We start from the raw sequence: 14,936 nt of genomic DNA on the forward strand, positions 1-14,936 counted from the left end.
TCAAGGCGGGGCTGGGAAGAAGAATTAGTCAGGTCAGCGCAGGATGATGAAATGTGACGCCAGCGCTTTTTCGGCATCGACATCGACGCCCGTCAGCAGCGCTTCGGTGACCTCGGCCAGCCGCACCACCGCGCGCCCACGCCGCGAGACATCGGACTCGCCGAGCGGGGCAAAGAGGATGCAGACGGCGTTTTCAGTCCCATCTTCAGCCGCAGGATCGTATGGCGCGAACTCGCCGGTTGCCGTTACCAGCCCCAGCAGCTGGCCAGCAACCAGGGCCGGGCCAGCGGTGATGTTGATGGCTTCACGGGAGATCTTGCCCGCCCCCTCGGAAAGCAGAAACTCACCGGCATGGACCGGCTCCAGTTGGGTGTTGCTCATGGTCGTGTTCCTTTATTGGCGGCCTGCCGGCGGGCAGCCCAGATACTGGATGGATTGGGGAGTTGTGCCTTGATCTTCTCCTGCTCATCGTCGGCCGGCGGCAAGGCGTTGTTGATCTCGAAGCCCTTACCGGAGCTGACAATCTTCTCGAACAGCCGCGCCCGCACCGCGTCAGCGTCCAGGCCGGCAGCGACATACTCTTTCGTCAGCTCGGGCAACCGCGCCGCGACACAGAGATCGTGTACGCCCTTGGCCTGCTTCAGCGCAGCCTGCACCGTGGTCGTGTCGGTCAGCTTGGTCGAAGCGATCAGCGTTTCAGCCAAGTTGGCGATACCGGCCTTGGCGCAGTCCTGGGTGATCATCAGCGCCAGCGCCGTCGAGTCGGCGACGTCAGTCTTGGTCGACACAGGCGGCTTTGTCGGATCATCTGCTGCAGGCTTGCTGGACAACTGGTCGAGCAACGCCTGCGGGGTTTTCTGGTACCGGGCCATGGCCGCGCCATTGCCCAAACAAGCCCGCACCTGCACGCCACTGCTGATCTCATCGACCAGCCCGAGCGCGAGCGCCTCCTCGGCGGTGAGCCAGCTTTCAGCGTTGACCAGGCGCCGCAGCTCGGCCTCATCAATTTCAGGCGACTTGGCCTTGTAAGCCGCGATGATCACCTCGAACGCCTGGTCGAGCACATCGGCTACACGGCGCAGCTCTTCAGCATCACCTTCGATCCAGGTATAGGGGTTGTGAATCATGAGGATCGCGGTTGAGGCCGCCACGACCCGGTGAGCGCCGCACACCGCGACGCTACCCGCACTGGCCGCCAAGGCATCAATCCGGCCGGTGCAGCGCTCGCCCAAGCGCCTGAGCGCGTTGTGAATGGCCACGCCCTCAAACAGGTCCCCGCCGCTGGTGTTGAAGGCCACGTGCACCGGCGATACACCGTCATCAATCGCCTTCAGATCGCGGAGGAACTGATTGGCGGTGATGCCCCAGCCGCCGATCTCGCCATAGATGTAGATCTCGATCGGGTTTGGCTCAGCGTCAGCAACGCCCTCGGCCTTGGTGGCGGCGCTGATGCGGTACCAGTGCTGTTCGTTTTCGGGCTGCTGCGTGGGCGCCTTGTTGAAGATGCGGAGGGGTTTCAAGGGTTTCATGCTTTCTCCTTCTCGTCGGGATCGTCATCGAACGCCGACAAAGTGCTGTACTTGATACCCAGGCCCTGCGCCCGGGCGAGATCGGCGGCGTTCTCTTCGTCCACCACCTCGGCATCGGTACCGTTGCGCAAGCAAGTCTCGCTGCGTGTGGTGAAACCGGCAGCGATTTCCATTTGCCGGGACTGGACGTCTTGAACGGGGTGGATGTAGGCCCAGCCTTGCGGCACCCAGCGGGTGCGCCGGTATTCGCGGCGCCGCTCCGAGTAGTCCGGCAGGTCGAGCGCCCCGGCCAGCACGGCCATGTCCAACCAGGCTTGCCGCACAGGACGGCACAACTGATGGACGTAGACCTGGAATTGGAGCTGCTCCAGCCGGCGCCGGAACTCGTTCAGCACCACGCGGATCGCCCGGTCGTTCACGCCTTGCATGTCGCCGGTCATCAGCTCGTAGGGCAAGCCGGTACCGGCGGCAGCAGCCATCAGTTGCTGCCGCATGAAGTCGCGGTAGTTGTTGCCGGCGTCGGGCGGATCGGAGAATTCGATCTCCTCGCCTGCCCCCAGCTCCTGCACCGTGCCGGGCTCCAGCCCCACCATGGGAGTGAACCCGTCCCGGTCGAGGTCGACCGGCGCCCCGGTGAGAGGATCAAGCTGTGGCCGACCGTCCGGGGCTGGCTTTCGCACGAAGCCTGCGAACAGGTTGGCCACTTCCTGCCGGAACAACACTGCATCGTCGAAGTTGTCCAAGCTGCGTAGGCGCTTCAGGACGGGCGCCAGGCGCGGCACACCGCGCAGCTGCCCCGGCTCCAGTGGCTCGAATATGTGCAGCATCTGCTCGGCAGGGACACGCACCAGCTGGTTGTAGCCGACATTCAGCGAGGACTTGTCGCTGGGGTGAACGCGATAGCACCAGTACGCCACCCGCCGCCCCATGCCGTTGAATTCGATCCCTGCGCGGATGACATTGCCGAAGCGGGTTACCTCGAACTTGTCGTGCGGGACGAACTCCGGTGCCAGGCACTGCAACTGCAGCGGTACGGCGTAGCCATCTTCCAACCGGCGCGGACGCAAACGGACGAAGCATTCACCCGACTGTTCCACCGTCCGGGCCACCAAAGCCTGCAAGCCGTAGAAGTCGGTGAGCTGATCGGCATCAGCCTCATCCACCCAGTCCTCCCACAGGACCTGCATCGCCTTGCGCACCTCTTTGTCGGCGAGCTGCGGATGCGGCGTAATGCCGGTGCCGATCAGGTTGCTGACACGCTTGTCGATGACGTTGGCGGCGTATGGGTCATTGCGCACCGCACTGCGCGAGCGGGAACGCAGGTTGCGCAAGGCCGGCATGATCAGGCTGTTCACGCCGGTGTCCGGCGCATCCCAACCCGATGAGCGCCGTCCCTCGGCGGCGCCTTCGTAGCTGGCTTTAATCCTTTCGGGTACCAAAATGCCGGAACGGCCGAGGGACATATACCGCCCGCTCACAGTCCCTTGCGCCCATGGTAGAGGCGAGTCACGCGCGAGCGCGGCCCGGCGGCCTTCACCAGTTCGGACTGGATCAGGTCGCGCGCCTTGATCAACTCGTCGACCGTTCGATACTCGACGGTACGGTCCGAATACCGAACGATCTTTTCACCACGCGCGATCGCACGCTCGACGGTGGCGAGGTCTGCTTTTGTGTAAGCCATGTCAGCGTCTCTTCAGGTAACCGCTGCTGGAGCTGCGGCGTTGCATGGATGGTGGGGCAGCCCGAGGGGCCGGCTGGGGTGGCGGCGAATCGCTGCGCCTGACCGGCGCCGGCGGAGGTGCAGACCTCGGCGGCGTATCGTCTTCGTCCTGGTCGTCATCGTCCCGTTCGGCGGCCTGGGGCCGGGCTGGCTGCGGTTCGCCCTGCTCGAAGAGGCTGGCCTGCGCGAGCGCCTGCCGTAGCTTGTCCCAGTCGTTCTCGACGTAGCGGTGCAGGCCGAGGAAATAGGCCATGGCCAGGTTGTACACCATGAGGTCGAGCGCCTCGTTCCGCTCTGCTTTGCTCTTGATCCATTCGAACCGCTCATGACCCTTCACGTATCGGACGACCTTGCGCTCGGCGACACACTGCTGGAAGAACTCATCGGGCAGGTCCTTGGCGAAATGCAGCGCGCCAGGGCCTTTTTCGAAGTTGTAGCGGTTGTAGATCCAGTCTTTGGCCGTGTCGGTACCAACAATCCACAGTTCGGCACCATTGCGTTCGGTCTGGCCCTTCCAGGTGACGTCAACCTGCGACGGACGCTGGGCGATCACAGCCTTACCCGGCTTGCTCGCACCCTTGAGCGCAAACACGTTGCGCCATCGACGCACACGGGTGAACTGGTAGACCTCATGCGTATGGTGACCGCCGGAGTCAATGCCTGTAGCCAGGATCGCAAGGCTTACCCCACAAGGGTGCCGGTACCGATGCTTCAAGCGGTCATCCAGCAAAGCCCAGGTGCGCTCGTCGGCCGGGTCGCCAGGGATCACCTGGTGATCGACCACCCAGCGCTCCATGCCGACGCCCCAGGCCATAACCATGATCTCCAGGCGGTTGGCCTGGACGTCAACGGAGGCCGTCAGCGCCAGCGCTCCCACAGGCAGGGTGCCCAGCACATAGTCCTCTTGCAGAGCGCGGGCCTGCAGCACCTCGGCTTTGGTCTGCTCAATTGCGCTATCCCAGACCTCAGCCAACCGGGTGTTGTAGAAAACCTGCATGGGGTGCAGATTGCCGCGATTCTGAGCAAGCTTGGCTTCTTCATATTCCCGAGCCAGCGTGGCCCAGGATTGCCAACCTAAAGGGGCATACAACGCGCTTAGGTGGAAGCTCACCGTCTCGCCATCACCTTGCGCATGAGCGCGCCACTCACCCTTGATCAGCATATCTGCCTTGTGGTGCTCCTCAATGAGCACATCGCACTCTGGTCCCGCGCACTGGTAGTGCGTGGTGCTGAAATCAACCGAGTACAACAGTCGCTCCCAGACCAACACCTGCATGTGACCGCAATGCGGGCAAGGCACGTAGTAGTGCCGTTGATCTCCCATCATGTAGAGGTCATCAATACGTGACATGCCCTTGATGAGCGGAGAGCTAGAAAAGTAAAACTTGGCGTTACGCCCGAATGTACTACCCCTAGCTTCGGCCAGCTTGATCGGGTCACCTTCCTGGTTGACGTCCACCTCCCATCGATCAACCTCATCGCCGTACACATACCGAGCCGAAAGCTCAGAAAGGTTGGCAGCCGAGCCGGCCGTAGTGGCAAACAGTGCGCCACCATCGAATTCCTTGGTGTCCAAGGTATTACGGGAATCCCTGGACCGGACCGACGCCACCCGCGCTTTCAGTTCAGGGACTGAATCGATGGTCTTGCCGATCCGTGAAGACACCCGCTTCGCCAAGCCCCCGGTGGGTAGTAGCGTCAAGATGTTGGCCGGAGCCATGTGGATCAGCGCTCCGATCCAGTTCAGGGCGATCTGCGTTTTCATCAGCTGCGAGGCGATTTTGGTAACCACCCGCTTGCACGGGTGAGCAGGTGAAAGGCAGCGCATAGGTTCGCGGGCATAAGGCGTTCGCGCGGTACGATACTTGCCAGGCTCTGCGGCACCAGTACCACGCGGGATTCGCATGTACTCATCTGCCCACTCGTCGACCCAAAGATCAGGGTCTGGCGTAAGCCCTCGGTAAAACGCTTCGCGGTACACCTGTGCACCGTCTGCGTATCCGGTGGGCATAGGCTCAGCTCTTGTTAGTGGATGGTTTCAGGCCAATGGCCTGTTCAAGGTCGGCGCTGTTCATGTTGGCCGCTTCGGTGAAGACTCGACGAAAAGTGTCCATGAGGTGCCTCTCGACTTCCCACAAGTCGCTCATCCCGACTACCTCGCCAGCTAGCTGTGGGGCCAAGCCGAAAAACTGCTCACGAAGCAGCCTCCCCGCAGCGAACGCGGCGTCTTCGACTGCTGCCCGTTCAACAAGATTGCCTCGAACCTTGTAGAACTCGGTCTCTGCCAGACCCGCAAGGTAGAACTCGCGATGAGCCTTCGACCGCTGGAAGTTAGGGCCGCCAGACGGCGACAGTTCCGGTTGCTGCACCGCAGGTGTGTCGCCGCCAGGTTGGAGGTGACTACGCACATCCCGTTCGACTCGGTTTTCTTCATGCCGGGCCGCGACGGCGGCCTTGCTCGGATCAGCCGATTCGGCCAGCAGCGCCTCGGTGGCTTCGACGTCGACCTTGCCGTCCGAGCAAAGCACTAGGCGCTCTTGCTTGCCGAGTTTTGAAACGTAGGATTTCGACCATCCGTGGCGGGCGGCGAACTCCGATTTGGTGAGAAAAGTCATGTCGGAAAGTCCAGTTCACCCAATGAACTCAGGGGGTTAACCAGTTCACCGCAGTTCACTAAGCTGGTGAACTGTCCGCTAGCGAAGAGCCGCGGGTTTCCTGCCCCGTACCCCAGCCGTATCGCCAGGGTCCCCGGCCCCACCGGGGCTGCCGGTCGGGTCACTGACCTGATTCGCCGCTGCGGGGCGGCACATCACAGACACCTAGGCGCTTGGCAGCCCAGCGTTCGTACAGTCCAATGGCTACATCGGCACCCGCCATGGCGGTCAAGCACCCTATCCCGCCTGCCGTCCAGATCGACACGCCCGCCGAGTAGAACAGCATGATGGTCGACAGGCCACACACGACGCATGCCCCAGAACGCAGAGCAATACGGCGCACTAGCGACCAGCCACTGACGCCGGCCTTGTCGGCACGCCACATCTCGCCAGACACCCCGCCGACCAGCGACAGCACGACCACCATCCAGATTGGCGCCTCGGCCAACGCTTGTTGCTCGCTGTTCATCGAATCCCCCAAATGCAAAAACCCCGGCGCCAGGGCCAGGGTTTTCAGTGTTTGGCGGGCTGCTTTGTGCGCCCGCACGTCTCGAAGATGGGTACTTTTTACAGGTCGATTCCGATGGCAGCAAGCAAGTTTTAATGCCACCCGGCAATAAGGGGGTAACATCTTGGGAATGTCTGGCGAATGTCGGGGGAATACACCACCCCGGCTTAGCTTCACTTCGGCGCTGCCCCATAGGTCCCAAAGGGGGCGGTGATGGTGGGACTTGTTAAGCCCTTGAAAATCAAGGGCTGTCCCACTGTCTAACTGTTTTAACCCTTCCCCGTGTAAAGAGAGAGATTAAAAGCACGCTGCGCGCAATACGCGCGTAACGCGCTGTATGTGCCCTATGTGCGCGCCTTCGTGTGAGCGGTGGGACGGTGGGACAGCCCGCGAATAGCGCGGGCTTGAGCGTGGACCACCTGCAAAAAACGTGGTAGTCCAGTGGCTGGACGGTGGGACCATGCTAGGCGAATCAAGCCGCTCGCCCCATGAGCAAGCCTGCGATGCAGACGTGCGCTTCATGCAAGCGTTTGTAGTACGTGTCCCGGCTACACCCACAGTGCCGGTACTTTTGGTACAGCTCGCTGTCAGCGTTGCAGTAATGCTCATAGACCACCAGGTAGAGCTCCGGCGCCAGATGCTTGTTCACGATGATCTCGATGTCCGCAGACTCGTCCAGCAGCACCTTGCTGCCTCGGGTACCACGGACAAGATCACCCTTACACTCAATCAACAGGCCGAGCATGCTACCAACACCGCCTGCCGAATGACAGGGGTCAGGTGCATGGAGCTCTTGCGCCCACAGCTTCAGCATCTCATCGATATGCTTGATCAAAAGCAGTCCTCCTTCGGCGCAGGCGGTTGTTGCTCCAGGGCGCTGGTGCGGCCCCAGCCCTCGGGCTTCTGGTACGCCCAGGGCCGCTTGCCACTCTTCGGAAGCGCGGCGAGCCGTCGACGCCGCCAACCCAAGCGGTGCATGATCGACCCCACACGCATTTGCTCAGGCTTGCCCCAATGGCCGGGGTCCAGGTTGAGCGCCTGACCCAACACCTCGCTCCCGGTGACCGTCTCCCCGGCCTGCGATTCCTCCAGCCATTTGAGGATCGGTCCTTCCCATTCATCCACCACGAAGCGCTCTTCCTGCTCGGTAGTGAACAGTTCTTCCTCTTCGCGGGTGACCCACCAGATGTCACCAGCCTGGTAGCAGAACATGGCCTCGGCCCACAGCTGGTCACGGACCCGGCGCAACGCCTCCAGGTCGACCTTGACGCAGGCGACCGGCCAATAACGCCGGTTACCGGTGGCGTCCTTGAGGTATTCATCTTGGTTGGTGGTGCCCGCGAAAACACACTGACGTGGCACGTCGCTCGTTCTTCGCCCATAGCTTTCGCGGTAGGTGTCAATGGAGGCCGAGAAGAATTGCTTGGCCTTGGTGCTCTCAGCCTTGTTGAAGCTGTCCAGTTCACCCAGCTCGACGATCCATTTACCCCGGATCGCCTGGAACGCATCCTTGTCGCCCAAGGTAAACGGCGTGTCCATGAACCATTCGCCACCAAGGATGCCCAGCGCCGTGGACTTACCCGCGCCCTGCGCCCCCTCGAGGATCATCACCGCATCCGCCTTGCAACCGGGCTTCATCACTCGGGCCACCGCCGAGATCATCCAGCGCTTACCGACCTTGGCGCTGTACTCATTGCGGGGCACCCCGAAGATCTCATGCAGCCAGCGCTCAAGGCGTGGCACGCGATCCCATTCCAGCTTGGCCAGGTAGGTGCAGACCGGATGGAAGGCGTTGTCGTGCGCCACAACACTGACAGCCTCGACCACATGCGAGGCCTTGACGCGGAGGCCCTGCTGGGCCAGCCACTTCATTACACGCATGTCGTCGATGTCGCTCCACTCCCCCGGCACGCCACCATAGGGCGCCGCCCGCAGGCGCATGATCTTCGAGCTGAAGGCGTTGTAGCCGATCACCCCGCTCCACCGTTCATCGTTGGCCAAGATCAGCTCGACGTTCTGCATGTGCGCGATCAGGGCACCGCTCTCGGTCCTGGCCAGCATGTCCTTCCAGCCACCGGTAGCCGGCGGCTTGATCACCGCCGTGACTTGCCGGCGAACGGCCTCAAGACCTTCAGCACAATGCAAGTCGTTGAAGTCGGTCCATTTGACCTCACGCTCAACTGAGAAAATCGGGCCGACCACCTGGCCACCTACCACCACAGCAGCGTTGTTGGCCTTTTCCTCACCAGGATTCCAAGGCTCGCCCGTCGGCCGCTTCGTTTTCCAATCGTCATCGCGGCAAATGATGATGGATCGGCCGGGGAAACGCTCGCGCATGTGCTTGGCCACAGCCATCAGGTTGCCCGCATCGAATGCAATGGCCACCGCCTGGGAGGTCGCCATATGCAGGCTAGCGCCTGTGGCGTACCCCTCACACACCAGCACCGGCTCCCCTGGCTCGGGATGGCCACCGATCATGTGGAAAGCACCATCCTTGGCCATGCCGTGCGGCCAGTAGGACTTGTCGCGCCCAGTATCCTCTTGGACCGCAGGGAAAATCACCTGCAAGCCGACTATGGCGTCCTGAGCATTCTGCATCGGGACGAGCACCGCGCCAGACTTGGGTGCGTAACGAACGCCAAAACCGACCACCTGCTTTCGATCAAGATAAGCACTACGCCCCTTCTCGGGCATACGCTTGAACAGAGCTTCCGCCCGCTTGGCTGCACGACGCGCAGCGTTGGCCGCGATCTCTGCAGCACGTCGTTTGGCATCGGCCTGCCGGGCGCGCATCACCTCACGCTCCTCCGGGTTTAGACCTCGGCCATCAGTCTTCACCTTCTGCGTTTCGCCCAGGCGCCAATCGCCAAAGCTGCCGAAGATCAGAGTTTGTCCCTTCTCGGCCAAATGCTCATGCAGGACATACCAGCCGTTCTTCTCCTTGCCCTTGTCGTCCATTGTGCGGCAGCGGGTCAGCTTGCCGAAGATCAAGGGCTGATCAGGCTGCAGGCCATAGTCAAGCAACTGGTCTAGTACCTTATCCAGCATAGCGAGCCCCCTTCTTCTCGAAGTGCCCCTGGCACTCGATGCAGCGCTGGCAGCCTTTAGCTGCTAAACGGCGCGGCTCCGGAATGGGGCCACCACATCCAAGGCACTCTTCGAGCGAGTCACTCGCAGGCAAAGGCGCCCGAGCAGACAGAACCAGATCCAGGTGCCACTGGGCGCGATCATTCGCCAGGTCAGCAATATCAGCCACGGCGAGCCCCCCGGGTAGTCTGGTTGACGTATTCGGCCCGGCGATACATGCCCAATAAGCCCTGAATTCCTCGGAACACCTGATGCTGGATCTCGGCCAGTTCCTGATCGTCGACCTTTCCGTCACCGATGCTGCGAGCCCAGGTTTCGGACAGATCGGCAACCTGCCGGAAAAAAGCGGCAAGGCCCATCGTCAGAGTTTCAGGGATGTCATGGGTGTATACGTCAGACAGCTCTTGCCAGATGGTGTCGCCGACAAGGGCGTGAATCGAGTCAAGGATCCGCGGGTCCCTGGTCAGTTCCAAAATCTCACTGAATTCTTGAACATTGACGATATGGGTGGGGTGGGTGGGAGACAGTTTGTGCTGGAGCGTGGTGGCGTTACGGCCGGTGGTGGCGGCAATGGCGGCAGCACCGCCTGTGTAGTCCCGCACAGCGTGGTACAGCGCGAGTTCGAGGGGCAGCACTTCGCGCTTGGCGCGCTCAGTGCAACTCATTGCAATTCGGCTCATGGCGTTGGTCCTTTTCGGTAGCCAGTGCCTGCGGCATACAGTGGTGGTGCATGCGTCGCATAGCGGTTGAGAGAGTAAATAGCCGGGTAGCGGAGGCTGTTACGGCCTCAGGCCGGGGCGTCTATCCATCGACTGCCCCAGGCGAAACAGCCACCTCCCGTTGTGAAGGAGGTGCCCCCCGGCTCCCTGCCTGGGGGTGCGATCAAGGCAAACGGACCTGTGTGGTGTGCCCGCCTACCTATCACGCGGCCCGGCAGTATCGTGGTGCTACTGCAGGCCTTTGGAGGCGATAACTCGCCTCCGTTGTGGCACATGGCATTACCCCGTGAAGGCTGCCAGTGCCAGCGACGAGGGGTGGTGTTACACTCGCCGCGTGTCTTGAGAGAGTCACTACCGGTACTGTCCAAGGACTCTTCCGGTAACGCCGCCCCCTCTGTGGTGGAGAAAGCGGCTCCTGGCATCCGTGCCAGGCATAACGAGCTCAAGGAGAGTTGTTTCGTGGTGTGCGCCACATCCTTGAACGCGGCCCGGTAGCACTGTGGTGGTACTACGGGGGGAAACGAGGCGACCTTTGGGTCGCCTTTTTTCTATATAGGCCGCTGCCTTTGAGGAGCCGCCGTTTCAAGCAACCAGGACGCCCTAAATGGATTGCCTTTTTGCCCAGCAGCAAGCGCTAAGCGCTCTGCATATTTGGTCTCGCCGGTGTAATCCGTTCGAGGCAATGAGCCAGCTAAGCGCCATTTGTTCAAAGCCTGATAGCTTCTACCGCATACCTTGGCAGCAGCACCGATACCTCCAACAGCCTCAAAAGCGAATGCAATCGCATTTGGAAAATCTTCGGGCTGCAGCATGTCAACCTCCATTATCAACCCGGAGTTGATATTATAGATCAACTGACTATTTCGCAAGCTCTGTGCAACCATCAACCCATGGTTGACAAAAACGAGCTACGCGCTGCTTTCAGCGCACGACTACACGAAGCCCTTGACGATGCCGGCGTCAGAAGCCGAGGTCGAGGAGTGGACATTCACAAACAATTGAAACTGGTCGGGGTTGATAAAACGACTCAAGCCATCAGTAAATGGCTGAATGGAGAGGCAATAGCTGAAGCCGACAGCATGACCGCGCTCTGCGCTTGGTTAAATGTACGCCGCGAATGGCTAGAGTACGGAGTGCTTCCCAAAGCTCAGGCCCCTAGCAACAAGGCTCACCAACTCCAGGTCGGCGATCAATCCAATGTGAGTGGGATACTTGAGCGATTCGGGAAGGTACCCCTAATTTCCTGGGTTCAAGCTGGGGCATGGTGCGAAGCCATCTCAAATTTTGAGCCTTACCAAGCAGATAGCTGGTTGTCCTGCCCGGTTCCGATTAGCAATAGCGGCTATGCCCTAAAGGTACTTGGGGACTCAATGACGAACCCAGGGCCAGGACGAAGCTACCCAACCGGGTGCATCATTTTCGTCGATCCGGAGGTTGAGGCACATACAGGCGATCGCGTTATAGCAAGGGTGCCAAGGACCAATGAAGTGACGTTCAAGGTGCTTGTGGCAGACGCAGGGCGCCAGTACCTCAGGCCAATCAATCCTCAGTATCCAATCATAGACATCACGGAAGAAACCCACATCTGTGGGAAAGTAGTGGGATCTTTCATACCCGAATGAGCTATCCACGATCTGCAAGTCGCCCATAAAATCAATTTACGGTTGACATAAAACAACCACAGGTTGATATTTGCCTCACTCTTCCACCACAGAGTGAGGCAATACCATGCACACTACGGCATCACTGCACGTCCACCCATCAGCCGCGACCATCGATCTGACCTTCAAGGTCCGGCGACTGGCCAAGCAACACGGCTGCGCATTCGTTACAACGAAACGCCCCGCGTCCTCCCCTGCTTCTAGCTGCCCCCCCCCTAACGACGGAGGCCACGCAGCATGAGCTTCACACTTAGCCACAACGCCTTCTCCTGTCTCAGGGCGCAAACCAACTTGTCCGGGCAATTCACCCACATCCTTCGCGACGAGTCGAACGGCGCTCGCGCCAAGGCAATGCTGCAGACCGAGGTCTATTTAGATCAAGTTAACGTGGTAATCCGAATGGGCTCGACATTGAACAGCCTGACCCTGCCGGCGAACAGCCTCGCCACTGCCCGGAAACTCGCTGGCCACCTCGAGGCTATTGCCAACGGCAAGCTGGATACCGCCGACATGCCACCCATCGAGCAAGTGCTCGCTGACGCGGCTTAGGAGGCGAACGTGGAACGCACACTTGCACAAACCGCGAAGCATTTCGGTATTAGCCGCAACGAGCTGATTCGCCTAATGCGTGAAAACGAGCTGTTGAACGAACGCAATCTACCCCGTTACCCCACTCGCGACCGCCAATACCTGCGGACAAAAGAGGGTAGCTGGTTTCATCCAGAGGCCGGGATGCAGTACAGCGAGTCGACCCGGGTGAAGCAGACCGGGATCCCCTGGCTAGCGGAACGGCTCAATCTGCAAATTCCGACACCACCAGAAGATAAGCGACATGCGGCCTAGGGAATATGCGAATCAGATCATGCAGCTCAAGACCCGCGCAGAGCGCAACGCTGCGCTTCAGCAGGTACCAAAAGAGCTGCAGGACCTGGTCCGCAAACACTGCGAAATCACCTGGAACCATCCGTCACGCCACAAGCTCAGGGAGAGCCCTACGCCTGATGAGCAATACAAACCAAATCGCGCTGCGCCTGCCGCACGCACCTGATGCAACCACTGTGGAGCTGCTGTACCGGACCTTTGGTGATGTGCTCATCCCACTCGACAAAGTGCGTGTGCAGTACTTCCGCAACCTCAACGAAGACACCTTTGCCGAGCAACTGAAGGTAGGACGGATCTGCTTGCCCATCACCACTCTGGACAACAGTCAGAAAGCCCTGAAGTTCGCCCACATCCGCCATGTCGCCGCTCTGATCGATAGCAGGGCTTACCTGGCGGACGAAAAGCAAGCTCGACAACCCGAGCAAGAAAAGCAGTAACACCCCAGCGAGGGCCGCCACCACCGGCCCGCACACCACAAGGAGTTAGACCCATGACCACCCAACAGGTCATCGCCCTCATCGTTATCAGTGCGTTCATAGTCGGACTGTATGCCTACGCCTACTTCCTTGGCCGAAAAGCAGGTCGCGCCCACCACCAACGCGGCTTGCTTTTTGATCTCCTGCCGAGCGATGCCAGTCGCACCACCATCATGGTGATACAACCACAGGATTCGACCCCGGAGGGAAGCGGGCACGCGAGAGCACAGGAATCAATCGAAGCCTCTCCCGCTTCACTCCGCGAAGTCCGTGTTGTCGACGCGCAAAAAATAGAAAGTCTCTGCTGTGAAGCAGCAGGCATTATTCCCCCTTTCAGAAGCCCCACCGAGGGACTGATACCCCACGACAAGCTGCGCGAGGCAGCGCCCGCTGATGCAACGCTAATCGCTCGAAATCGCCCGCACGCGCAGCCTGCCATGGGGTATACGCACCCTTCCGCCACCAGCTGCATTGGGGCCGCGATGGACGCGATACTGGCCGAGCCGAACGGTACGTACGCCACCTCCGGGCAGATGGCACAGGCAATTGAAGCCGCACTGAAGCAAACCGGGTTCATGATGCCTGCTGATCAGTCCTACCAGAGCATGCCGGTGACAAGATCGGACTATGACCTGCTGATGAATGCGGCCGAGACATTGCGCTTGGCCGAGAAGACGTGGAAAGCCCTCCCAGGCACAGAACCAGGCCGGAAACGAGCCATGCAGCAACAGCAGGATATCTTGGCATTCGCAACTCGCGTGCACGCCCAACTGCGCAAAACTTCGGCCAGCGTCGACAGTGTGGAGGCAGCATGAGCCGCATTCAACGCATCATTTTCAACGAGACGTCGCTGGAGCATGCACTTTCCGCCGTTTGCGGACTTCACGACATGAGCACCGATCTGATCGCTGGAGATGTATTCCGGCACATGTCGGAACTGGCGACCTATCAACGGACCCCAGTGACAGTTTGGTGCGGCCAAGGCGGTTTATACCAATCCAAGATGGAGGCTGTTGGAAACGGCGAGCAACGGATCGAATCTGCCATTCTGATCGACGAACCGGATCTCGCGGGACTTGCCGTCGACAGCGTCGAGGTTGCTCGGCTGGCGGAGGAAAACCTGCAGCACCGAAACCTTCAGATCGAGACCGATGATCTAATCAAGTCACTCCGCAGCCAGCTGGCTGAGCGTGATGGGCTGCTACGTGATTGCTTCACTGCCATGCTGAAAGGTGGTTACGCGAAGCCTTTACGCGAGCGCATCAAAACCGCGCTATCCGGCGAGGCACACCATGATTGAGCGCATCCGCCCACCCATGGCCTCACACAGCCTCGACCTACCCGCCATCTGCGATGTCTGCGGTAAAGGCAGATCGACGCGACGACACACGAAGTGCAGCCAGATCCGCCAACAGCGGGAATGCGACAAGTGGGCAGCCTACATGACCAACGTGGCCGCTAAACGAGCATTGGGTAAACGGGCCATCGCCCGCCGGGGAGATATTGAATGAAGACAGTAGTACCTAACCCAAAACTGGCGGGTGCAAAACTATCAGCGACAGTCAGCACTGGTTTCACCGCCAAGAGCGAGTCAGGCGCCCCCGCCCAGTTGGCGATCATTGATGAGTACGGCAACATCCTTGCAGCCGGACAAGACGTGGCATGGGCAGCCTGGCGCGTATGTGTGGAGGTACAGGAAA

At 60.3% G+C, this 14,936-nt stretch carries 18 protein-coding genes; 6 read left to right on the forward strand and 12 right to left on the reverse strand.

The window, feature by feature from the left end:
* Nucleotides 1-33 precede the first annotated feature (33 nt).
* The 12 genes from SB765_RS02575 to SB765_RS02630 all read right to left on the reverse strand — a co-directional run bounded on the left by SB765_RS02575 (nucleotide 34) and on the right by SB765_RS02630 (nucleotide 11,029).
* The gene (locus SB765_RS02575) at nucleotides 34-381 is read right to left on the reverse strand and encodes a head decoration protein (RefSeq protein WP_182362465.1); all 348 of its coding nucleotides are present in this window, start codon (nucleotides 379-381) and stop codon (nucleotides 34-36) included.
* A complete protein-coding gene (locus SB765_RS02580; RefSeq protein ID WP_410930862.1) occupies nucleotides 378-1,529 on the reverse strand; it encodes a head maturation protease, ClpP-related in 1,152 nt (383 codons plus the stop codon). The genes SB765_RS02575 and SB765_RS02580 overlap by 4 nt, the downstream gene beginning before the upstream one ends.
* Nucleotides 1,526-2,992 carry a phage portal protein gene (locus tag SB765_RS02585; protein ID WP_410930863.1) on the reverse strand — a complete coding sequence of 489 codons (1,467 nt, stop codon included), beginning with the start codon at nucleotides 2,990-2,992 and terminating at the stop codon, nucleotides 1,526-1,528. Before SB765_RS02585 ends, SB765_RS02580 begins: the two co-directional genes overlap by 4 nt.
* Before the next feature lie 11 nt (nucleotides 2,993-3,003).
* Complete coding sequence (locus SB765_RS02590) at nucleotides 3,004-3,210, reverse strand: phage head-tail joining protein (RefSeq protein ID WP_410930864.1); 207 nt, start codon at nucleotides 3,208-3,210, stop codon at nucleotides 3,004-3,006.
* Nucleotide 3,211: 1 nt separating this feature from the next.
* Nucleotides 3,212-5,260 (reverse strand): phage terminase large subunit family protein, encoded by a 2,049-nt coding sequence (locus SB765_RS02595; protein WP_410930865.1) that lies wholly within the window; start codon nucleotides 5,258-5,260, stop codon nucleotides 3,212-3,214.
* A gap of 4 nt (nucleotides 5,261-5,264) precedes the next feature.
* Nucleotides 5,265-5,864 (reverse strand): hypothetical protein, encoded by a 600-nt coding sequence (locus SB765_RS02600; RefSeq protein ID WP_060710093.1) that lies wholly within the window; start codon nucleotides 5,862-5,864, stop codon nucleotides 5,265-5,267.
* Between the two features lie 160 nt (nucleotides 5,865-6,024).
* Nucleotides 6,025-6,372: a phage holin family protein gene (locus tag SB765_RS02605; protein WP_173880554.1), complete on the reverse strand. Its 348-nt coding sequence runs from the start codon at nucleotides 6,370-6,372 to the stop codon at nucleotides 6,025-6,027.
* 511 nt (nucleotides 6,373-6,883) lie between these two features.
* Nucleotides 6,884-7,246: a hypothetical protein gene (locus SB765_RS02610; RefSeq protein ID WP_173880557.1), complete on the reverse strand. Its 363-nt coding sequence runs from the start codon at nucleotides 7,244-7,246 to the stop codon at nucleotides 6,884-6,886.
* Nucleotides 7,243-9,459 (reverse strand): VapE domain-containing protein, encoded by a 2,217-nt coding sequence (locus SB765_RS02615; protein ID WP_410930866.1) that lies wholly within the window; start codon nucleotides 9,457-9,459, stop codon nucleotides 7,243-7,245. Before SB765_RS02615 ends, SB765_RS02610 begins: the two co-directional genes overlap by 4 nt.
* On the reverse strand, nucleotides 9,449-9,667 hold the full coding sequence (locus SB765_RS02620) for a TraR/DksA C4-type zinc finger protein (RefSeq protein ID WP_410930867.1): 219 nt from the start codon (nucleotides 9,665-9,667) through the stop codon (nucleotides 9,449-9,451). The genes SB765_RS02615 and SB765_RS02620 overlap by 11 nt, the downstream gene beginning before the upstream one ends.
* Nucleotides 9,660-10,178: a phage regulatory CII family protein gene (locus tag SB765_RS02625; protein ID WP_144180326.1), complete on the reverse strand. Its 519-nt coding sequence runs from the start codon at nucleotides 10,176-10,178 to the stop codon at nucleotides 9,660-9,662. The genes SB765_RS02620 and SB765_RS02625 overlap by 8 nt, the downstream gene beginning before the upstream one ends.
* Nucleotides 10,179-10,765: 587 nt before the next feature.
* Nucleotides 10,766-11,029, reverse strand: coding sequence for a hypothetical protein (locus SB765_RS02630; protein ID WP_410930868.1), 264 nt, complete (start codon nucleotides 11,027-11,029; stop codon nucleotides 10,766-10,768).
* A 78-nt stretch (nucleotides 11,030-11,107) separates the two neighbouring features.
* Here SB765_RS02630 and SB765_RS02635 point away from each other — a divergent pair, with 78 nt between their 5' ends.
* From SB765_RS02635 to SB765_RS02660, 6 genes are all read left to right on the forward strand, one after another.
* Nucleotides 11,108-11,839, forward strand: a complete 732-nt coding sequence (locus tag SB765_RS02635) for a LexA family protein (RefSeq protein WP_144180389.1) — start codon at nucleotides 11,108-11,110, stop codon at nucleotides 11,837-11,839.
* A 276-nt stretch (nucleotides 11,840-12,115) separates the two neighbouring features.
* Entirely contained in the window at nucleotides 12,116-12,427 is a 312-nt protein-coding gene (locus tag SB765_RS02640) for a hypothetical protein (protein WP_410930869.1), read from the forward strand.
* A gap of 9 nt (nucleotides 12,428-12,436) precedes the next feature.
* Nucleotides 12,437-12,721, forward strand: a complete 285-nt coding sequence (locus SB765_RS02645; RefSeq protein WP_173880568.1) for a phage antirepressor KilAC domain-containing protein — start codon at nucleotides 12,437-12,439, stop codon at nucleotides 12,719-12,721.
* A 158-nt stretch (nucleotides 12,722-12,879) separates the two neighbouring features.
* Nucleotides 12,880-13,197, forward strand: coding sequence for a pyocin activator PrtN family protein (locus SB765_RS02650; RefSeq protein ID WP_173880571.1), 318 nt, complete (start codon nucleotides 12,880-12,882; stop codon nucleotides 13,195-13,197).
* Between the two features lie 53 nt (nucleotides 13,198-13,250).
* Complete coding sequence (locus SB765_RS02655) at nucleotides 13,251-14,051, forward strand: hypothetical protein (protein WP_410930870.1); 801 nt, start codon at nucleotides 13,251-13,253, stop codon at nucleotides 14,049-14,051.
* A complete protein-coding gene (locus SB765_RS02660) occupies nucleotides 14,048-14,536 on the forward strand; it encodes a hypothetical protein (RefSeq protein ID WP_410930871.1) in 489 nt (162 codons plus the stop codon). Before SB765_RS02655 ends, SB765_RS02660 begins: the two co-directional genes overlap by 4 nt.
* The last annotated feature ends 400 nt before the right edge of the window (nucleotides 14,537-14,936 follow it).

This window comes from Pseudomonas sp. SIMBA_067 (assembly GCF_046534675.1).
In the GTDB taxonomy this organism is placed as follows: domain Bacteria; phylum Pseudomonadota; class Gammaproteobacteria; order Pseudomonadales; family Pseudomonadaceae; genus Aquipseudomonas; species Aquipseudomonas putida.

Bases quoted from the DNA above. Each gene is read 5' to 3' on its own strand.
- SB765_RS02600 (WP_060710093.1), bottom strand. From the start codon at position 5,864: ATGACTTTTCTCACCAAATCGGAGTTCGCCGCCCGCCACGGATGGTCG.
- SB765_RS02585 (WP_410930863.1), bottom strand. From the start codon at position 2,992: ATGTCCCTCGGCCGTTCCGGCATTTTGGTACCCGAAAGGATTAAAGCC.
- SB765_RS02590 (WP_410930864.1), bottom strand. From the start codon at position 3,210: ATGGCTTACACAAAAGCAGACCTCGCCACCGTCGAGCGTGCGATCGCG.
- SB765_RS02575 (WP_182362465.1), bottom strand. From the start codon at position 381: ATGAGCAACACCCAACTGGAGCCGGTCCATGCCGGTGAGTTTCTGCTT.
- SB765_RS02615 (WP_410930866.1), bottom strand. From the start codon at position 9,459: ATGCTGGATAAGGTACTAGACCAGTTGCTTGACTATGGCCTGCAGCCT.
- SB765_RS02650 (WP_173880571.1), top strand. From the start codon at position 12,880: ATGAGCAATACAAACCAAATCGCGCTGCGCCTGCCGCACGCACCTGAT.
- SB765_RS02655 (WP_410930870.1), top strand. From the start codon at position 13,251: ATGACCACCCAACAGGTCATCGCCCTCATCGTTATCAGTGCGTTCATA.
- SB765_RS02595 (WP_410930865.1), bottom strand. From the start codon at position 5,260: ATGCCCACCGGATACGCAGACGGTGCACAGGTGTACCGCGAAGCGTTT.
- SB765_RS02640 (WP_410930869.1), top strand. From the start codon at position 12,116: ATGAGCTTCACACTTAGCCACAACGCCTTCTCCTGTCTCAGGGCGCAA.
- SB765_RS02630 (WP_410930868.1), bottom strand. From the start codon at position 11,029: ATGCTGCAGCCCGAAGATTTTCCAAATGCGATTGCATTCGCTTTTGAG.
- SB765_RS02660 (WP_410930871.1), top strand. From the start codon at position 14,048: ATGAGCCGCATTCAACGCATCATTTTCAACGAGACGTCGCTGGAGCAT.
- SB765_RS02635 (WP_144180389.1), top strand. From the start codon at position 11,108: ATGGTTGACAAAAACGAGCTACGCGCTGCTTTCAGCGCACGACTACAC.
- SB765_RS02605 (WP_173880554.1), bottom strand. From the start codon at position 6,372: ATGAACAGCGAGCAACAAGCGTTGGCCGAGGCGCCAATCTGGATGGTG.
- SB765_RS02625 (WP_144180326.1), bottom strand. From the start codon at position 10,178: ATGAGCCGAATTGCAATGAGTTGCACTGAGCGCGCCAAGCGCGAAGTG.
- SB765_RS02580 (WP_410930862.1), bottom strand. From the start codon at position 1,529: ATGAAACCCTTGAAACCCCTCCGCATCTTCAACAAGGCGCCCACGCAG.